Source organism: Variovorax sp. 01T432, assembly GCF_056398605.1.
This window is the reverse complement of the sequence record NZ_JBFTPS010000003.1, coordinates 187265-205774: the sequence shown is the minus strand read 5'-3', so window position 1 is coordinate 205774 and position 18510 is coordinate 187265. Positions and strand designations below refer to the sequence as shown.

14 protein-coding genes are annotated in these 18510 nt (G+C 70.7%); all 14 read left to right on the top strand.

The window, feature by feature from the left end:
* The first annotated feature begins 13 nt into the window (after positions 1-13).
* From tssH to tssA, 14 genes are read left to right on the top strand one after another with little or no spacing between them, the layout of a single operon-like run.
* Positions 14-2758 (top strand): type VI secretion system ATPase TssH, encoded by a 2745-nt coding sequence (tssH, locus tag AC1DNF_RS03795; RefSeq protein ID WP_478147206.1) that lies wholly within the window; start codon positions 14-16, stop codon positions 2756-2758.
* Entirely contained in the window at positions 2755-4704 is a 1950-nt protein-coding gene (locus AC1DNF_RS03790) for a type VI secretion system Vgr family protein (RefSeq protein WP_478147205.1), read from the top strand. The genes tssH and AC1DNF_RS03790 overlap by 4 nt, the downstream gene beginning before the upstream one ends.
* Positions 4705-4709: 5 nt before the next feature.
* Positions 4710-5435 (top strand): toxin-antitoxin system YwqK family antitoxin, encoded by a 726-nt coding sequence (locus tag AC1DNF_RS03785; protein ID WP_478147204.1) that lies wholly within the window; start codon positions 4710-4712, stop codon positions 5433-5435.
* Between the two features lie 3 nt (positions 5436-5438).
* Positions 5439-5828, top strand: coding sequence for a DUF4280 domain-containing protein (locus tag AC1DNF_RS03780; protein ID WP_478147203.1), 390 nt, complete (start codon positions 5439-5441; stop codon positions 5826-5828).
* A gap of 11 nt (positions 5829-5839) precedes the next feature.
* Positions 5840-6055, top strand: coding sequence for a hypothetical protein (locus AC1DNF_RS03775; RefSeq protein WP_478147202.1), 216 nt, complete (start codon positions 5840-5842; stop codon positions 6053-6055).
* Between the two features lie 17 nt (positions 6056-6072).
* Entirely contained in the window at positions 6073-7071 is a 999-nt protein-coding gene (locus AC1DNF_RS03770; protein ID WP_478147201.1) for a substrate-binding periplasmic protein, read from the top strand.
* Between the two features lie 22 nt (positions 7072-7093).
* Positions 7094-8368: a dicarboxylate/amino acid:cation symporter gene (locus tag AC1DNF_RS03765; protein ID WP_478147200.1), complete on the top strand. Its 1275-nt coding sequence runs from the start codon at positions 7094-7096 to the stop codon at positions 8366-8368.
* An 8-nt stretch (positions 8369-8376) separates the two neighbouring features.
* The gene (gene cuyB / locus AC1DNF_RS03760; protein ID WP_478147199.1) at positions 8377-9093 is read left to right on the top strand and encodes a cysteate racemase; all 717 of its coding nucleotides are present in this window, start codon (positions 8377-8379) and stop codon (positions 9091-9093) included.
* Positions 9081-10574, top strand: coding sequence for a dicarboxylate/amino acid:cation symporter (locus AC1DNF_RS03755; protein WP_478147198.1), 1494 nt, complete (start codon positions 9081-9083; stop codon positions 10572-10574). Before cuyB ends, AC1DNF_RS03755 begins: the two co-directional genes overlap by 13 nt.
* Positions 10571-11050: a hypothetical protein gene (locus tag AC1DNF_RS03750; RefSeq protein WP_478147197.1), complete on the top strand. Its 480-nt coding sequence runs from the start codon at positions 10571-10573 to the stop codon at positions 11048-11050. The genes AC1DNF_RS03755 and AC1DNF_RS03750 overlap by 4 nt, the downstream gene beginning before the upstream one ends.
* 36 nt (positions 11051-11086) lie before the next feature.
* The gene (gene tssK, locus AC1DNF_RS03745; protein ID WP_478147196.1) at positions 11087-12427 is read left to right on the top strand and encodes a type VI secretion system baseplate subunit TssK; all 1341 of its coding nucleotides are present in this window, start codon (positions 11087-11089) and stop codon (positions 12425-12427) included.
* Positions 12428-12450: 23 nt separating this feature from the next.
* Positions 12451-13212, top strand: coding sequence for a DotU family type IV/VI secretion system protein (locus AC1DNF_RS03740; RefSeq protein ID WP_478147195.1), 762 nt, complete (start codon positions 12451-12453; stop codon positions 13210-13212).
* A 31-nt stretch (positions 13213-13243) separates the two neighbouring features.
* Positions 13244-17305 (top strand): type VI secretion system protein, encoded by a 4062-nt coding sequence (locus tag AC1DNF_RS03735; protein WP_478147194.1) that lies wholly within the window; start codon positions 13244-13246, stop codon positions 17303-17305.
* On the top strand, positions 17305-18492 hold the full coding sequence (gene tssA / locus AC1DNF_RS03730; protein WP_478147193.1) for a type VI secretion system protein TssA: 1188 nt from the start codon (positions 17305-17307) through the stop codon (positions 18490-18492). The genes AC1DNF_RS03735 and tssA overlap by 1 nt, the downstream gene beginning before the upstream one ends.
* The last annotated feature ends 18 nt before the right edge of the window (positions 18493-18510 follow it).

Genomic DNA, 18510 nt, shown 5'->3' with positions numbered 1-18510 from the left:
TTGCATATCCCTTATGGAAATCGACATCCGCACCCTGCTCGGCCGGCTCAATCCGGAATGCAAGCGCGCCATGGAGCAAGCCGCCGAACTGTGCGTGCAGCAGACCCACTACAACGTCGACCTGGAGCACCTGCTGCTGCGCCTGGTGGAGAACGAGGCGCCGGACCTGCTGCTGATCTTCGGCCGCTTCTCCATCCGCCCCGACGCGGTACAGACCCAGTTGCAGAAGTCGCTCGACAGCTTCAAGCGCGGCAACGGCCGCACGCCGACGCTGGCGCCCGACTTCGCGCCGCTGTTCCAGGAAGCCTGGCTGATGAGCTCCATGCTGCTGGGCCAGCAGCACATCCGCTCCGGCACGCTGATCCTCGCGCTGCTCGAGGTGGACCGCCTGCGCGGGCGCCTCGTGGACGCCGCGCCCGCGCTGCTGCAGATCCCGCGCGGCGCGCTGCGCGAGGAACTCGCGGGCCTGCTGCAGTCCTCGCCCGAGGACACGGCCGCGGCCGCGCTGGCCGCGACGCCGGTCGCGCCCGGCTCCACGCCGCGCACCACCGGGGCCTCGCCCGCGCCCGCCGCGGCCGAGCCCGGCGCGCCCGCGCTTCAGATGCCCACGGCACGGCGGGGCGGCTCCTCCACACCCTCGCTGGACCAGTACACGATCGACATGACCCAGCTCGCGCGCGACGGCGCGATCGATCCGATCCGCGGCCGCGACGGCGAGATCCGCCAGATCATCGACGTGCTGCTGCGCCGGCGCCAGAACAACCCCATCCTCACCGGTGAAGCCGGCGTCGGCAAGACCGCGGTCGTCGAGGGCTTCGCCCAGCGCGTCGTGCAGGGCGAGGTGCCGCCCGCGCTGCGCCAGGTGTCGGTGCGCTCGCTCGATCTCGCGCTGCTGCAGGCCGGCGCCGGCGTGAAGGGCGAGTTCGAGAACCGGCTCAAGTCCGTCATCGCCGAAGTCAAGGCCTCGCCCACGCCGATCATCCTGTTCATCGACGAGGCGCACCAGCTCATCGGCGCCGGCGGCGCCGAGGGCCAGGGCGACGCGGCCAACCTGCTCAAGCCCGCGCTCGCGCGCGGCGAGCTGCGCACCATCGCCGCGACCACCTGGGCCGAATACAAGAAATACGTCGAGCGCGATCCGGCGCTGGCGCGGCGCTTCCAGGTCGTGAAGGTCGAGGAGCCGAGCGAAGACGTCGCCATCGACATGCTGCGCGGCATGGTCGAGACGCTGGAGAAGCACCACGGCGTCGAGATCATCGACGACGCCGTTCGCGAGGCGGTCAAGCTCTCGCACCGCTACATCACCGGCCGCCAGCTGCCCGACAAGGCCATCAGCGTCCTCGACACCGCCTGCGCCCGCGTCGCCATCGGCCAGAACGGGCTGCCGGCCGAGCTGGAGTCCGCCGCGCGCGACATCGCCAACGCCGAGAGCGAACTGCGCGTGCTGCGCCACGAGAGCGCCACCGGCGGCGACCACCAGGACGCGATCGTCGCGCTGACCGCCCGCCTGGCCGACCTGCGCCAGAAACAGAAGCGGCTGGCCGACAAGATCGACGAGGAGAAGCGCGCCGTGATGGAGATCGTCGCGCTGCGCCGCAAGATCGCCGCCAGCCTGCGCGAGGACGCGCCGCCGCCCGACGAGGAGAACGAGCCCGCGCTGCTCACCTCCACGCTGCGCCGCCTCGAGAAGGGCCTGGAGGCGCTGCAGAACGACGAGCCCATGGTGCCGGTCTGCGTCGACGGCGGCGTGGTGGCCGAAGTCATCTCGGGCTGGACGGGCATTCCCGTCGGCAAGATGATGACCGACGAGCTGCACACCGTGCTCAACCTCAAGGAGAAGCTCGCCGAGCGCGTCGTCGGCCAGGACCAGGCGCTCGACGCCATCGCGCGGCGCGTGCGCACCTTCCGCGCCGACCTCGACGACCCGGGCAAGCCCGTGGGCGTGTTCATGCTCGTGGGCCCCAGCGGCGTGGGCAAGACCGAAACCGCCTTCGCGCTGGCCGACCTGCTCTACGGCGGCGAGCGCAACGTCATCACCGTCAACATGTCGGAGTTTCAGGAGGCGCACACCGTCTCCAGCCTCAAGGGCGCACCGCCCGGCTACGTGGGCTACGGGCGCGGCGGCGTGCTCACCGAGGCGGTGCGCCGCCGGCCCTACAGCGTGGTGCTGCTCGACGAGATGGAGAAGGCCCACCCCGACGTGCTGGAGCTTTTCTTCCAGGTCTTCGACAAGGGCACGATGGAAGACGGCGAAGGCGTGCAGATCGACTTCAAGAACACGCTGATCCTGCTGACCTCCAACGCCGCGCAGGACGTGATCACCCAGGCCTCGCAGGGCGGGCGCCGGCCCGACCCGGAGGAACTCGTGGAGCGGCTGCGTCCCGAACTGCTCAAGCAGTTCAGCCCCGCCTTCCTGGGCCGCCTGGCGCTGGTGCCCTACCACCACCTCGGCGACGAGCAGATCCGCTCCATCGTCAGGCTCAAGCTCGGCAAGCTGACCCGGCGCTTCGCGCAGAACCACCACGCCAGCTTCACCTGGGACCCGGAGGTCGAGGAGCTGATCACCGCGCGCTGCACCGAGGTGGACAGCGGCGCGCGCAACATCGACCACATCCTGGCCCACGCCGTGCTGCCCGAACTCTCGCGCCAGGTGCTGGAACGCATCTCGATGGCGGCCCCCTTCGACGCCGTCCACATGGGGCTGGACGGCGACGGTGCATTCGCCTTCCGCTTCGACCCGGTGGCGCTGAGCGGATGACGATGCGAAGCGGCTACAGCCAGGACAACGCCTTCCTGTCCGTGCGCACCGCGCTCGGGCCGGACGCGCTGCTGCTCGACGCCTTCCAGGGCAGCGAGGGCCTGTCGCAGCTCTTCGCCTACACGCTCACGCTGCGTTCCGAATCCAACACGCTGAAGGCGGCCGACATCATCGGCACCTCGGCCACGGCCGTGCTGCAATGGGCGGGCGGGCCCGCCCGCTACTTCAACGGCATCGTCTCGCGCTTCACCTACCTCGGCAGCACCAACACCTTCGCGCTCTACACCCTGGAACTCGTGCCGCGCCTGTGGCTTCTCACGCTGGGGCGCGACCGTGTCATCTACCAGAACCTGAGCGCGGCGGACATCGTGCAGAAGGTGCTCGGCGATTTCGGCGTCGTCTTCGACGCCAGGCTCACCGGCACCTACGCGGCGCGCGAATACTGCGTGCGCTATGACGAGACGGCCTTCGACTTCGTCTCGCGCCTGATGGAAGAGGAAGGCATCTTCTACTTCTTCACCTATGCCGACGGCGCACACACCATGGTGTTGGCCGACAGCAGCTCGGTGTATGAGCCCTGTGCCGACGCGGCGACGCTCGAGATGGGCAGCGAGCTCGCCGGCGGCAGGCGCGTCCTCGCGGTCTCGCGCTTCGAGGTCGAGGCGCGCCTGGTGGCCAAGTCGCACGCTGTGGACGACTACAACTTCCTGACGCCCAGCGCGAGCCTGCTCGCGCAGAACGACGGCAGCGACGGCCGCGGGCTCGACTACGAGTACCCCGGCGGCCACCTGGCGATGGCCGCGGGCACGGCGCGCGCGCGCATCCGCGTGGAGGAGCACCACGCCGAGAGCCTGGCCGGCCACGGCGAAAGCCACTGCCACCACCTTGTGCCGGGCACCACCTTCACGCTCGGCGGCCATCCGCGCGAGGAGCTCAACGCCTCCCACGCGCTGCGCCGCGTGCGCCACCACGCCGAAGGCGAGAGCTACAGCAACAGCTTCGACACCGTGCCCCCGACAGTGCCCTTCCGCGCGCCGCGCCTGACGCCGCGCCCGCTCGTCGCGGGCAGCCACACGGCAACGGTCGTGGGGCCCGCCGGCGAGGAGATCTGGACCGACCAGCACGGCCGCATCAAGGTGCAGTTCCCATGGGACCGCATCGGGACGAAGGACGACAAGAGCTCCTGCTGGATCCGCGTCTCGCAGATCTGGGCCGGCGAAGGCTGGGGCGCGCTCTTCCTGCCGCGCATCGGGCAGGAGGTGGTGGTCAGCTACGTCGACGGCGACCCCGACCGGCCGCTGGTCGCGGGCAGCGTCTACAACGGCACGCAGACCACGCCGGTCGGACTGCCGTCGAGCTCCACGCAGAGCACGATCCGCTCGCGCTCGACCAAGAGCGGCACCGCCGGCAACGAGATGCGCTTCGAGGACAAGAAGGACGCCGAGGAGCTCTACCTGCACGCCCAGAAGGACATGCGCGTGGAGATCGAGAACGACCTGGGCACCACGGTGATGGCCGGCAACGAGACCCACACCGTCAGCAAGGGCGACCGCACCGTCAAGGTCGACACCGGCAAGGAAATCCACTCGGTCAAGGGCACGCGCGCGCTGGAGATCACCGGCAACGAGACGCACGTCAACAAGGCCGACTTCACGCAGACGGTCACGGGCAACTACGAGCTCAAGGTCACGGGCAACCTGGTGATCGACGTGACCGGCACCCTCCTCATCAAGTCGGCCCAGACGGTCGACCTGAACGCGGGCACCGATCTCGGCATCAAGGCCACCGCCAACCTCAAGAGCGAGGCCGGCGCCGCCTGGTCGGGCAAGGGCGGCGCCACGCTCTCCAGCGAGGCGCCCTCGATCAGCAGCAAAGCATCGGGCATGCACAGCGTCGAAGGCGGCGGCATGCTCACGCTCAAGGGCGGACTGGTCAAGATCAATTGAACGCCATGGCCCTGCCCACTCCACCCCTCCAGGCCCTGGCCGCCGCGCCGCGGGCCGTGGTGCGCGAAGCCTTCGGCGAAGGCGGCCAGCTGGCCGCGCGCGCCTCCTTCGTCGGCGAGCTGGCGCACGGCCCGATGGAGGTCTTCGGCCCGAACGGCAAGCCCGCGATGGAAGCCGCCTACCAGGCCGGACTGCCCCACGGCCCGATGCGCCTGTTCGACGAGCGCGGCCAGCTGCTGCAGGAGACGCAGCGCCGCGGCGGACTCGCCGAGGGCGTGAGCAAGACCTACTACCCGAGCGGCAAGCTCATGCAGGAGCAGCGCCATGCCGGCGGTCTGCTGCATGGCGAGACGGTCGCCTATGCCGAGTCGGGCGACGCGACGGCCCGGCTGCCCTATGTGGCCGGCCGCCTCGAAGGCGATGCGAGCTATTTCAACGAAGGCCGCCTCGTGCGGCGCGAACGCTACCGCGCCGGGCTGCTCGACGGCGAAGTCCTGGACTACATGCCGCGCGGCGGCCCGGCCCAGTCCGCCACCTACCGCGCCAACCTGCTGCACGGGCCGCTCAAGCGCTTCTGGCCCAACGGCCAGCTCATGGAAGAGATCGCCTACCGCAACGGCAAGCCCCAGGGCAGCCCGCGCCGCTTCGACGAGGCCGGCCGCGAAGTCGTGGCCTCCGCATCCCCCCCCGGCTTCATGAAGAGCCTGGAAAAACTCGTGAAGGGGGCCTGAGGCATGGGCTGCCACGTCTGCATGGGTGCGATGCTGCAATGCAGCTTCGGGGCCGCGCCTTCGAGCCTCGTCGTGCTGCCCGCCAGCGGCGTGATGACGAGCAGCATGCCCGCGGCCAACATCATGGACAACAAGCCCATGGCGAACATCATGCCCTTCGGCATGTGCAACAGCATGGCCAACCCGATGGTGGCCGCCGCCACCGCCGCCGCGCTCGGCGCGTTGACGCCCATGCCCTGCATCCCCGTGACCGCCGCGCCCTGGGCGCCGGGTTCGCCGACGGTGCTGGTCGCCAACATGCCCGGCCTGCAGGACAGCTCCAAGCTCATGTGCAACTGGGGCGGCGTGATCCAGGTGGTCGCGCCCGGGCAGTTCACCGAAATGATTCCCTGACCCTCCAGACCATGTCGCAATACGTCTTCACCATGACATCCCGGATGGTCGCGATCACCGCGACCTGCCTGCTGCTGCTGTGCGTCCTTCTCTTCCTCATGGGCCTGCAGATCGGCAAGCTGCTGGCGCCGCCCGCGGCGACGGCGCCGCTCATGACCCCGCCTGTATCCGCCGCGTCGGGGCCTGCTCCCGCCGCCGCACAGGCGCCCACCGCCTCCACCCAATGACCCACGTGACACTCCGCATGTCGAACGAACGACCCTCCCCCACCCGCCGTCCGGCGCCGGCCGCCGCGCGCGGCGCGCTGCGCCGCCTCCTCCTGCCTTCCCTGCTGGCACTGGCGAGCCTCGCGGGCGGCATCGCCCACGCGGCCGGGCCGATGGCGCAAGGCGCGCTCGCGGCACCCGCGGCGCAGGCCGTGCCGGCCATGCCCGCCGACCCGACCGCGCCCCGGCCTGCCGCGGCCACGGTCCCCAACGGCCTCGTGCGCGTGGCCGACGGGCGCCTGCTGGCACCCGACATCGCCCGCATCGTGAACCGCGGCGAGCTCGTCGTCGCCATGCTCAAGGTCGACACGCCGCCCTTCTTCTTCTTCGACGACAGCGGCCACTGGACCGGCCTGGAGGTCAGCCTGGCCGAGTCCCTGGCCAGGGAACTGGGCGTCAAGCTGCGCATCAACCGCGATGCCGGCACCTTCAATGCCGTGGTCGACCTGCTGGCCAACGGCCAGGCCGACCTTGCCATCAGCAAGCTCTCGCGCACGCTGGCGCGCTCGCAGACCATCGCCTTCAGCGACGCCTACCTCACGCTCAATCATTCGCTGATCCTCAACCGCGTGAAGTTCGCGCAGCTCGCGCACGGGCGGCCGCTGCCGGAGGTGATCCGCAATTTCAACGGCAGCATCGGCGTGATCGCCAAGTCGTCCTTCGCCGACTACGCCCGCACCAACTTCCCCAAGGCGAAGGTCGAGGAGTTCCCCTCCTGGAACGACGTCCTCGCGGCGCTCTACAAGGGCACCATCGTGAGCGCCTACCGCGACGAGTTCGAGGTCAAGCGCGTGCTCAAGGCCGACCCCACCGTCTCCCTCGTGCTGCGCACCGTGACGCTCAAGGACCTGGAGGACACGCTGGGCGTCGGCGTGGCCGTCAGCGACCCGACCCTGCTGGCCTTCGTCAACCAGTACCTCGCCCAGCGCACCGAAAAGCTGGACATCAACAAGGTCCTGCAAGCGCTCGACCGCTGAGCACGCCGGAGCACGCACCCCCATGAATTTCAACAAGTTCTACGCCTTCGTCCTCAACCCCTGGGTCGTGATCGGCAGCCTCGCGGCCGGCGTGGCCTTCGGCATGCTCGCGCCCGCGCCGGCCGTGGGCCTGGGCTTCGTCGGCGACATCTACGTCGACCTGCTGAAGATGATCACGCTGCCCTTCATGGTGTCGGCCGTCATCTTCAGCCTGCAGCGGCTGTTTCGCGACGGCGGCACCGGCAGCCTGCTCGGCCGCGTGGCCCTGGTCTTCCTCGCCTTCTCGGCCTTCGTCGCCATTGCCGGCGCCGCCACCCTGCTGATCCTGCGCCCCGGAGAGAACCTGCCGACCAGCACCATGCAGACCTTCGGCCAGATCGTCGGCGGCGACCTGAGCGCCAGCGACACGGCCATGAACCTGCGCGGCGTCGACGAGGTCAAGAAGACCACGAGCTTCTCCGACGTGCTGGTGAGCCTGGTGCCCGCGAACATCTTCTCGGCGCTGGCCAACGGCGACACGCTCAAGACGCTGGTCTTCGCGCTGCTCTTCGGCCTGGCCGTCGGCCATGTGCCCGCGCGCATCTCCGACGGGCTCACGCAGGCGCTGGAGACGGTCTACCACGCCTGCCAGACGCTCATGCACTGGCTGAGCTTCCCGCTGCCCATCGTGCTGTTCTGCATGAGCGCGGCGCAGTTGAGCAAGACCGGCATCGAGCCCTTGCGCGCCATGGGGCAGTTCGTGCTCGCCTTCCTCGTGGTCTCGCTGATCCTGCTGGCGGTGGCGGCCTTCATCATCTGGAAGCGCTCCAACGGCACGCTGGGGCAGACGCTCAATGCGCTGCGCGGCCCCTTCGCGCTCGCGCTGGCCACGCGCAGCAGCGCCACCTGCATGCCCATCATGATCGAGAGCCTGGTGGAGCGCCTGGGCTTCGCCCGCTCGCGCGTGGAGCTGCTGGTGCCGCTCACCGTGTCGCTGCTGCGCATCGGGCCGGTGGTGTACTACGTCTGCGCCACGCTCTTCATCGCGCAGATCTACGGGCGATCGCTGTCGCCGGTCGAGATCGGCATCGTGCTCATGTCCTCGGTGCTCGCGGGCTTTGCCTCGGCGGGCATGACGGGGCTGGTCACGGTCTCGCTGATCGGCATGACCTGCACCTACCTGGGCCTGCCCTTCGAGGCCGCCTTCATCCTCTTCCTGGCGGTGGACCCGGTGTGCGACATGCTGCGCACGCTGGTGCTGGTCATCGGCAACACCGCCGCCGTCGCGGTGGTGTGCCCACGGCCTCTCAAGATCTAGGCATCGCCATGTCTCGCATCGGCGTTCTCGGCGGCATGGGTCCATCGGCCACGGTGGACTTCATGGACAAGATCATCCGGCTCACGCCCGCCACGCGCGACCAGGATCACCTGCCGGTGATCGTGGCCAGCCTGCCGCACGTGCCCGACCGCTCCAGCGCCATCCTGGGCACCGGCGCGGACCCGCTGGCCGCGCTGCTCGCGGGCATCGGCGTGCTCAACGACATCGGCGTGGGCGTGGTCGCCATTCCGTGCAACTCCTCGCACCACTGGTACCCGCAGATGGCGGCGCGCAGCCAGGCGCCGGTCCTCCACATCGCGCAGGCCTGCGTCGCGGCCGTGCCGGCGGCGACGCATGCGAAGGTGGCCGTGCTCGCCACTCGCGGCGCGCTGGTCTCCGGCTTCTACCAGGCCGCGCTGCGCGAGCGCGGCATCGACTTCCTCGTGCCCGACAGCGCCAGCGGCCAGGACCACGTGGACGCCTGCATCCGCGCCGTCAAGGGCGGCGACGTGGCGGCGGGCACGGCCGCGCTCGACCAGGCCCTCGCGGCCATCGCCGCGACCGGCGCCACGGCGGTGATCATGGGCTGCACCGAGATCCCGATCGCCGCCCGGGCCGCCGCGCCCACGCCGCTCGCGCTCATCGACAGCTCGCTGGAGCTCGCACGCGCCACGGTCGCGTTCGCGCTCGCGAAGGGGTGGAACAAGCCGACATGGGTTTCCTGACGCGCATGTCCCACAGCCTGCTCGCGTTGCTGCTCTGCATGGCGGCGGGCAGCATCGCGGGCGTGTACGCGCCCGCCCTCGGGGATGTGGCCTACGTCGCGGGCCAGGTCTACCTGTCGATCGTGAGCATGGCGGCCATTCCGCTGCTCGTGGTCGCCACCTTCTTCGGCCTGCGCCAGACCATGGCGCTGCCCTTCCCGGGACGGCGCATGCTCATGATCGCCGGCCTGGCCCTGCTGCTGGTGGTGCTGTGCGCCGGCACCGGCCTGGCGCTGGGCTGGATGGACGCGCCCGGCGCGCACCTGGACGGCGAATCCCGCGCCCACCTGGGCGCGCTGGTGCAGCAGGCCGGCGGCGACGGCGGCGACATCGAAATGCGGCTGCAGGGCGACCAGACCGAGGCCACCGCGAGCCCGGAGCACGGCTGGTCCACCCTGCTGCCCGACAACTTCTTCCGCGTGCTGGCCGAGGGACGCGCGCTGGGCATCCTGTCGTGCGCGATCCTGTTCGGCCTGGGCTTCGCCGCGCTCGCCCGCGCGCAGAACAACGCGCTCAACCACCTGTTCGAGGGCGTCTACCGCACGCTGGAGCTCATCATCGCGCGCGCCAACATCCTGCTGCCGATCGTGGCCTTCGGCATGGCCGCGCACATCCTCTCGCAAACCGAGCTCGCGACCATCCGCGCCATGAGCGGCTTCCTGCTGCACTTCTTCGCGCTGGTGCTGCTGCTGTCGGCGGCGGCCATCGCGCTGATCCACAGGCGCGGCAGGCAGCCGCTCGCGGAGGTGCTGCAGCACCTGAAGACGCCGATGCTCGTGAGCCTGGTGTCGTCGAGCACGACCGCCAGCATTCCCCACACCATCGAGGCCATGAGCGCGCGCCTGGGCTTCAGCCGCGGCATCGTGGAGCTGGTCGTGCCCACGGCCTCGGTCTTCCTGCGCGCGGGCTCGGCGCTCTACTACGTGCTGCTCGCCCTGTTCGTGGCGAACCTCTATGATCGCTCGCTCAGCGCGGCCGACATCGGGATGATCTGCGCGGGCGCCACCCTGGCGGCATTCGCATCGGCGGGCAACAACAGCCTGACCAACGTGGGCTACGCCGGCATCGTGCTGTCCCTGCTGCAGTTGCCCATCGAGGCGGCGCTGGCGCTGTTCCTCGCGATCGACCTGATCTGCGAAGGCCCCCGCAACCTCCTGACCCTGCTTGCCACCTGCGTGCTGATCGCCATCGTCTCGGCCGGCCTGCCTTCCGAGCGCGTGACAGCGCCCGACGCGGGCGCGCTGCCCGCCAAGCCCCAGCCGCTGCGCCTGGTGCTCACGCGCGCGCACATCGCCGTGCTGGCGGGCGGCAGCGTGCTGGCCGCGCTGCTGATCGTGCTGATGGGCGTCGCCGTCGGCGCACGGCAGGCCCAGCCCCCACCCACGGCCCTGACCCGCACCGTTGCGTCCCAGGCCGCCCCGTCCTCCGGAGTTTCGCGATGAATCGACAAGCAATCTTGAAATGGATCGCCGCCGCGCTGCTGCTCGCGCAGCTGGCGGGCTGCGCGATGCCGGGCTTCCTGAGCTTCAAGGGAACGCGCGTGGACTGGAGCGAGGTCACGCTCTCGGCCGTTCCCGGCGCCAACCGGAACAGCCCGGTGGCGGTCGACGTCGTGATGGTGCTCGACGAGGCCATGCTCGCGCGCCTGAGCGAGCTCGGCGCGGCCAAGTGGTTCGGCGCGCGCGCCGATCTGCAGAAGACCTTCCCGCAGAGCCTGTCCTACCGCTCGTGGGAGCTGGTGCCCGGCCAGACCCTGCGCGTGCCCGGCAGCAGCTTCGGCTCGCCGCGCGTCGCGGCCGTGCTCGTCTACGCCAACTACGCGACGCCCGGCGCCAACCGGGTGCGCGTGGAAGACCTCAAGGGCGCGATCCTCGCCCGCTTCGACATCCAGAGTTTCGACGTCTCCAGCACGCCATGATGAACAACCTTCCTTCCCCCCGCGCAGGAGACCGCCATGTCTGACATCTCCAGGGCCGCGCCCGTCACCGACCGCATCGAATGGCACGAAGGCATGCTGCTGTCGCCGCAGCACTTCCAGCAGTTCTCCGCCCGCCTCGATTCCCTCATGGCCTGGCAGACCCTGGCGGCCGCGCCCTTCAGCTGGGGCGTGCGCCGCCTGGTGTTCGACCACGGCCTGCTGCCCGCCGGCCTGCTGCGCGTGCTGGAACTCGAGGCCATCCTGCCGGACGGCACGGCCGTCCAGTATTCCGCCGCCGACGCCGAGCACGGCACGCTGGAGCTTTCGCTCGCGCCCTACGCCGAGCAGCTCGCCAACGAAGCCGTCGACGTCTACCTGACGCTGCCGGTGTCCGGCCCCGCGCGCCATCGCAGCGCCACCGTGCGCTTCCGCTCGGTGGCCGGCGCGCCGGTCGAGGACGCGGTGTCCGACGCCGAGCCCGCCGACATTCCCCGCCTGCTGCCCCGGCTGGCGCTCAGCGCGGGCGGCGTGCCGCCCGGCACGCACGTGCACCTGCGCATCGGCAACGTCTTCAAGGACAACGAGGTGATGAAGCTCGGCGACGCCATGCCCCCGCTGCTGGAAGTGGCGCGCGACAACCCGCTGTGGACCACCACCGCGGGGCTGCTCGGGCAACTGCGCGGCAAGGCCGCCTTCGTCGCCAAGCAGACCGCCGTGCCCTCCTCGCGCGTGGACGACCGCCTGGCCCACCTCGAACTCAAGGACCGCCTGCGCAGCCTGCTGTCGGGCCTGCCGCATGCCGAGGCCGTGCTGCGAACGCCGCACCTGCACCCGCTGCCGCTGTACTGGGCGCTGTGCTCGCTGCTGGCCTCGCTCAGCCTGCTGCGCCCCGGCGGCCTGCCGCCCGTGCCGCTGGACTACGACCATGCCGACCCCTCTCTGGTCTTCAAGCCCCTGCTGCTGGCCCTGCAGGAGGCGGTGTCGGAAGTGAGCCAGGAATACCGCGAGCACAAGTTCGAGTTCCGCCAGGGCGCCTTCGAGACCGCCCTGCAGCCCGGCTGGCTCGCCGGCACCCGCCTCGTGGTGGGCCTGCGCGGCCAGTCGGACAAGGACCTCATGGCCTGGATGGACAGCGCCATCGTCGGCGCGCAGTCGGCCTACCCCTCGCTGCGCGAGCGCCGCGTGCTGGGCGCGGTCCGCGCGCAGATCGATTCGGCCGACGAGCTCGGCGTGCGGCCGGGCTCGGGCTACCTGCTCTACGCCATCCAGACCAGCGCGACGCTCACCGTGCCCGGCGAGCGGCTGGTCATCGCCAACGCCAACGAAGGCGCCACCGCGCAGCCTCCGCAGGAAATCGTGCTCTTCATCAAAGACTGACGCACCCAAGCACCCGCTCCACCATGGCACGCCAACTTCCCGACCTCGCGGTCGACGACCACATCACGAGGCAGTTCCGCGCCTTCTACGACGAGATCGTGAAAGCGCGCGACCGCACGGCCGAAAGCCGCGAGACCGATCCCGACGCGGTGGCCCGCGCGCTCTCGCGGCACCTGGAGAACCTGCTCGAACTGCAGACCCTGGAGTCGCGCCGCGAGAGCACGCGCTTCGAGCTCGAGAACGTGGCGGACGCGCGCTACCTCAAGGCCGCGCTCGCCGACGAGATCCTGCTGAACACGCCCTGGATCGGCCGCGAGTACTGGACCCGCCACCTGCTGGAGTCCGCCCTGTTTCGCACCAACATCGCCGGCGACCTGGTGTTCGGCCGCATCGAGGAGCTGCTCTCCGGGCGCGAGCCTTCCCGCCGCGACATTGCGCGCCTCTATCTCTTCGCGCTGGCGCTGGGCTTCCAGGGCAAGTACCGGGGCAGCGGCGAAGATGCCCGGCTGCTCGGCTACCGCGAGGAGCTGTTCCAGTTCGTCTACCAGCGCCAGCGCGACTTCTCGGGCCGCGACCGCGTGGTCTCCGAGCGCGCCTACGCGAGCACGCTGTCGCACATCGCGCCGCGCAAGCTGCCCACGCTCAGCCGCTGGACCGTGCTGTTCCTGCTGAGCGCGGCCGCGCTGCTGGCCATCTCCGAGCTGCTGTGGCTGTGGCAATCCTGGCCGGTGCGCCAGGTGCTCCAGCCCGGCAGCGCCGATTCGTCGGGAGCCTCCCAGCGATGACTCTCTTTCGCCGCCCAACGAAGACGCCGCCATGCTGACGGACCAACTGTTCCTCATCTCCATCGCCGTACTGACGCTTGTCGTACTGCTCGTGCTGGGCATGGTGCTGTATTTCGCCGCCCGCCGCTCGCACGCCAAGCCCTCGAGCGACCCCAAGGTCGCGCGCATCCGCTTCGACTCGCTGCGCAGTTCCTTCCGCCAGGCGGTGGAGCTGATCGAAGGCAACATCGCCTCGCGCGCCGACCGCTACGGCATTCCATGGATCATGGTGCTCAACGAAGGCGACGACCACCGCCAGCTGCCCATCGAGCAGTCCGGCGTGGCCAGCGCGCTCAGCACCGAATCGGCTTCGGCCGCGGCCACGCAGGGCATCTCCTGGCACTTCTTCGACCGCGGCGTGGTCATCGACATCCAGGGCGCCTACCTCGGCTCGCCCGATGACCACGACGCCTCCGAGAAACCCTGGGACGAGTTCCTCGGCATGTGCCGGGCCTACCGGCCGCAGCGGCCTTTCGACTCGGTGGTCATCACCATTCCCGCCGCCCTGCTGCTCGACGACAGCGCCGACGGCCGGCTCGAACTCTCCAAGCGGGCCAAGCTCGCGCACCGGCGCCTGTGGCTGGCGCAGAACCGCTTCGCGATGCGCTTCGCGGTCTATGTGCTGGTCACCGGGGCGGAACAGCTCGAAGGCTTCAGCGCCTTCGCGCGCGCCCTGCCCGAGCCGCTGCGCGCCAGCATGCTCGGCTGGTCCTCGCCCTACGACCTGTCCACCACCTACCAGCCGGGCTGGGTCGACGAAGCCGTGGGCACCGTGGTGCGCTCGGTATCCGACGTGTCCGCCGAGCTCTTCGCCACCGGCACCGCAACCGAGGGCGCCGGCCCGCAGCTGCTGCTGCCCTCGCGCATCGAGGCCCTGCGGTCCCAGCTGCAGCTCTATGCCGACGAGCTGATGCGCCCGAGCGCCTACCACGAGCCCTTCTTCTTCCGCGGCATCTACCTCACCGGCGACAGCGGCGAATCCGCGCAGGCGATCGCCGTCATCGATGCCGAGCAGGACGTCTACGGCCGCCAGGAACCCGGCGGCGACCTGATCGCCCAACTGATGCGCCAGCCGGCCTTCCTGCGCGATCTGTTCGAGAAGAAGATCTTCCTCGAATACGGCCTCGCGCGGCCCTCGCGCACGCAGACGCTGGCGCGCCCGGTGCTGCACCGCGCGCTGCGCTGGACGGCGGTGATCTTCCTGTGCGGCTGGGGCCTGGGCCTGGCGGTGGCGAGCTGGCAATTGCACCAGCACAACAACGCCCTCGTCGCGGCGCTGTCGCAGCTGCAGCACGACGCGCAGTACCGCATGCGCGCGCTGCAGCGCGGCGAGACGGTGCCCTCGGCCTGGTACCGCAACAAGGCGCTCTCGCTGCTGGCGATGAACGAGCGGCTGCGCACCGATGGCACGCAGTCCTTCTTCATGCCCGGCTCGTGGCAGTTCTTCGATGACCTCAACGAACGCGTGATCGAGCGCATCGAGCGCGAGTTCGGCGACATCGCCGTGGGCACCCTGCGGCGCGAACTGCTGAGCCGCGTGAGCCAGCTGAGCGGCGTCGAGCAGGACGAGACGACGGGTGAATTCATCATCGGCGCCAACTGCAGCGTGCCGCCGAGCTTCAAGACCATCGGCGACGCGCCGCGCAAGAACGGCCTGCTGGTGGAAGACCAGCCCGAGTTCGGCGCGCTGCAGCGCTACCTGGCCTCGGTCGACCAGCTGGACGCCGCCTTGCAGGCGGTCGAGCGCCTGCGCCAGCCGGCAGCCAGCAACGCGGAGGACCTGCGCGTGGCGGTGCGCTACGCCCTGGGCGCGGAGCTGCCGGCCGACCTCGGGCGCAGCATGCGCTACTTCCGCCAGGCCGCCGCCGAAGGCAACGCGCTGTCGATCCCGCTGGCGCCCTTGCAGGCCGCGCTGCGCTGCGCGCTGGACAAGGGCACGGCCCAACTCGACGCGCGCCTCTTCGCCAACAACGAGCTGCTGGTGTCCGAGCAGACGCTGGCGCGCCAGTGGCCGGTGCTCGCCGGGGCCGGCAGCTTCGCCGGGACCACGGCCGGCTACCGTGGCGTGATCGCCGCCATCAAGGACCAGGAAGACCTCGTGGCTTCCGGCAAGGGCGGCTGGATGCGCCAGCCCGCGCTCGCGCTGGGCGTCTCCTACGACCGCACCCTCGCGCGCATCGAGCAGGACCGCCTGCTGGGCCAGGAGGCCGCCGAGCAGGTGCGCGGCCGCGCGCAGGACGCCTTCCAGAAGTTCCGCACCGAGTTCAACCTGCGCTTCGGCGGCGCGCAGCCGGGCATCGTCTGGCAGGACAAGGAGGGGCGCTTCGCCCTCGCGCCGGAACGCATCGCGCTGCGCGACGCGCTCACCTCGCTGCTGAGCCAGCCTTTCATGGCTGCCGCGCGCGACCGCGAGATCCCCGGTCCCGGCATCCGCGCGGTGGCTGCCTGGGACCTGCCGCGCCTGGACCAGGCGCTGGCGCTCGGCGAGGTCCGCAAGCGCTACATGAGCGAAGGCATGCCGGCCTTCCCGGCCTCGGTGCGCCCGGGCATCGAGAGCGCGCTGAATGCCCACTTCGCGCAGCTCGTGGTCGACCTGACGGCCGAGGCCGCGACCAGCGCCCCGGCCGATGGCCTGCGCGCATCGGCGACCGACACCCAGGCGGCGGCCTACGAGGCCTCCCGCCAGCGCCTGGTCAAGCTTCAGGCGCTCCTGACCGAACTGGGCGCCGGCCCGCGCGCCGAGGACCTGCGCGCACTGGTCTCGCGTGACGCGCTGGAGCGACTCGAAGGCGTGGACGAAGCCTTCGCCCAGTCGGAGCTCTACGCCATGCGCGGGCGCGACTTCCAGGCCTGGCGCGGCGAACGCGGCCCCGTGCTCGCGGCCTTCGGCGTGCCCGATGCCGCCTCGCTCGCGGCCTACCTCGGCCAGCAGTACAGCCGCGTGGAATCGCTCGGCAAGCTGGCCGACAGCTACATCGCGGCCATCGACGGCCCCGCCGCGGGCTCGGTGCTGGCGCTGCGCTGGCAGGCGATGAATCGCGACCTCGAACGCTACCGGCTGAAGAACCCCAACAGCAGCCTGCTGCTGCTCGAACAGTTCCTGGCCACCACCGGCGCCGAGATCGACCGCGAGACCTGCGCCGCCAAACTGGCCGGCAAGGCACCCGCGGCCCGTGTCGGCGACTACTTCGCCGAGCGCCACGGCCAGATCTACAGCGCGCTGCTCGCGCGCTGCTTCGAGCTGCACTTCGGCGACCAGCAGGAGCTGTGGACCCAGTTCTCGGCGCGCTTCAATCGCTCGCTCGCCGGCCGCGCGCCCTTCGGCACCGCGACGGGCCGCGGCTTCGAACTGGCGGACCCGGCCGACGTGAGCGACCTGCTGCGGGCCTTCGATCCGCTGGACAAGGCGCTGAAGGACAACAAGGTGGAAAGCAACACCCGCTTCGTGCTGCCGGGCCAGGCGGCGCGCCGCTTCGCCGACCAGTTCGGGCGCGTGCGCGACTTCCTCGGGCCGCTGTTCCCCGGCGAGGACGGTGCCGCGCCCGGCTACGACGTGGGCGTGGAATTCCGCGTCAACACCGCCGCGGAGATCGAGGGCAGCCAGATCATCGACTGGTCGCTGGAGATCGGCGACCAGGTGCTCAGGCTGGCCGATCCGCCGCGCACGCTGCACTGGGAGTACGGCATGCCGGTGGCCCTGGTGCTGCGCATCGCGAAGAACTCTCCGCTGGCCGCGCGCGCCGACGCGCAGCAGCCCGCGCTGCTGACCGACGGCCAGACCGTGAGCTACCGCTTCACCGACCCGTGGGCCCTGCTCACGCTGGCGCAGCGCCAGCGCGACCCGGAGTCCTCGCAGCGGCAGGACGGCCGCTCGCAGCTGCTGAAGTTCGAATTCCCGGTGACAGCCGCAGCGGCCGGCGATGCGGCGCTGACGCCGACCGGCGGACGCGCGCGCGTCTTCCTGCGCATCAGCGCGAGCGCCGGGGGCAAGAAGACGCCCGTGCTCTGGCCTGCCGTCTTCCCCGCGCGCGCGCCCGAATGGAACAGTCCCTGATGGCCAGCCTTCCGACACCGGGTTTCGACCCCGATCTCTCTGCTCTGCTTGCGCCGCTGGAGGCCGACGGGCCCGCGGGCCTGTCGCTGCGCTACGACGCCGCCTACGCCCGCATCCGCGACGCCCGTTCGGAGGACGACGCCAGCCTGCCCATGGGCGAATGGACGCGTCCACTCAAGAAGGCCGACTGGCGCGCCGCCGACACGCTGTGCACCGAGGTGCTGCAGCGGCGCAGCAAGGACCTGCAGGTGGCCGCGTGGCTGACCGAGGCCTGGGTGCACCGCCATGCGCTCGACGGCTTCGTCGCGGGCGTGCGGCTGCTCGAAGGCCTGGCCCGCGGCTTCTGGGACAGCGTGCATCCGCGCATGGAGGATGGCGACGCCGACATCCGCGCGGCGGTCTTCATCTGGGCCAACGATACGCTGGCGCAGACGCTGCTGCTGCACGTTCCGCTGGTGCATTGGACGGAGCTCGCGCCGCCCTTCATCAATCTCAACGACTGGCGGCGCGCGCTCACGACCGAATTCGGCACCGGCGCGCGGGCGAATGCGGCCAGCGCGCAGGCGACGTCCGGCGCGCCCGCCACGCCCGCCGCTTCGCGCCAGGACATCCTCGACCAGGCCGGGCGCGACCTGCACGCGCTGGTGGCGATCGACGACCAGCTGGCGCGGGCCGCCGCCGCCTGGGACGATCTGGCGGCGCTGCTCGACGATCGCCTGGGCGAAGCTGCACCCAGCCTGGCCAAGGTCGCGGAGACCCTGGCGCAGATGCGCCAGGCGGTGCGCAGCCTGTTGCACGAACGCGATCCGCGCAACCAGGAACCCGCGGCGCCCGCGCAGCCGCCGGCCGAAGGCGCCGCCGCCGGGACGACGGCGACCGCGACATCGAAGGACGACGACATGAGCGAAGAAGCGCTTCCATCCCCCTCCTCCCCGGCCTCTGCTTCGCAGCCGCTGCCGCACGCCGCAGCGAGCGGGCGCATCGGCAGCCGCGCCGAGGCCTACCAGCTGCTCGAGCTGGCCGCGGCCTACCTGCAGCGCACGGAGCCCCACAGCCCGACGCCGTATCTCGTCAAGCGCGCGGTAACCTGGGGCCGCATGCCCTTGCCGGAACTGATGCAGGAAGTGCTGCGCGAGGAAGGCGATCTCAACCGCTACTTCTCGATGCTGGGCGTGAAGCCCGCGTGAGAGCGGGCCAGCCCCGCG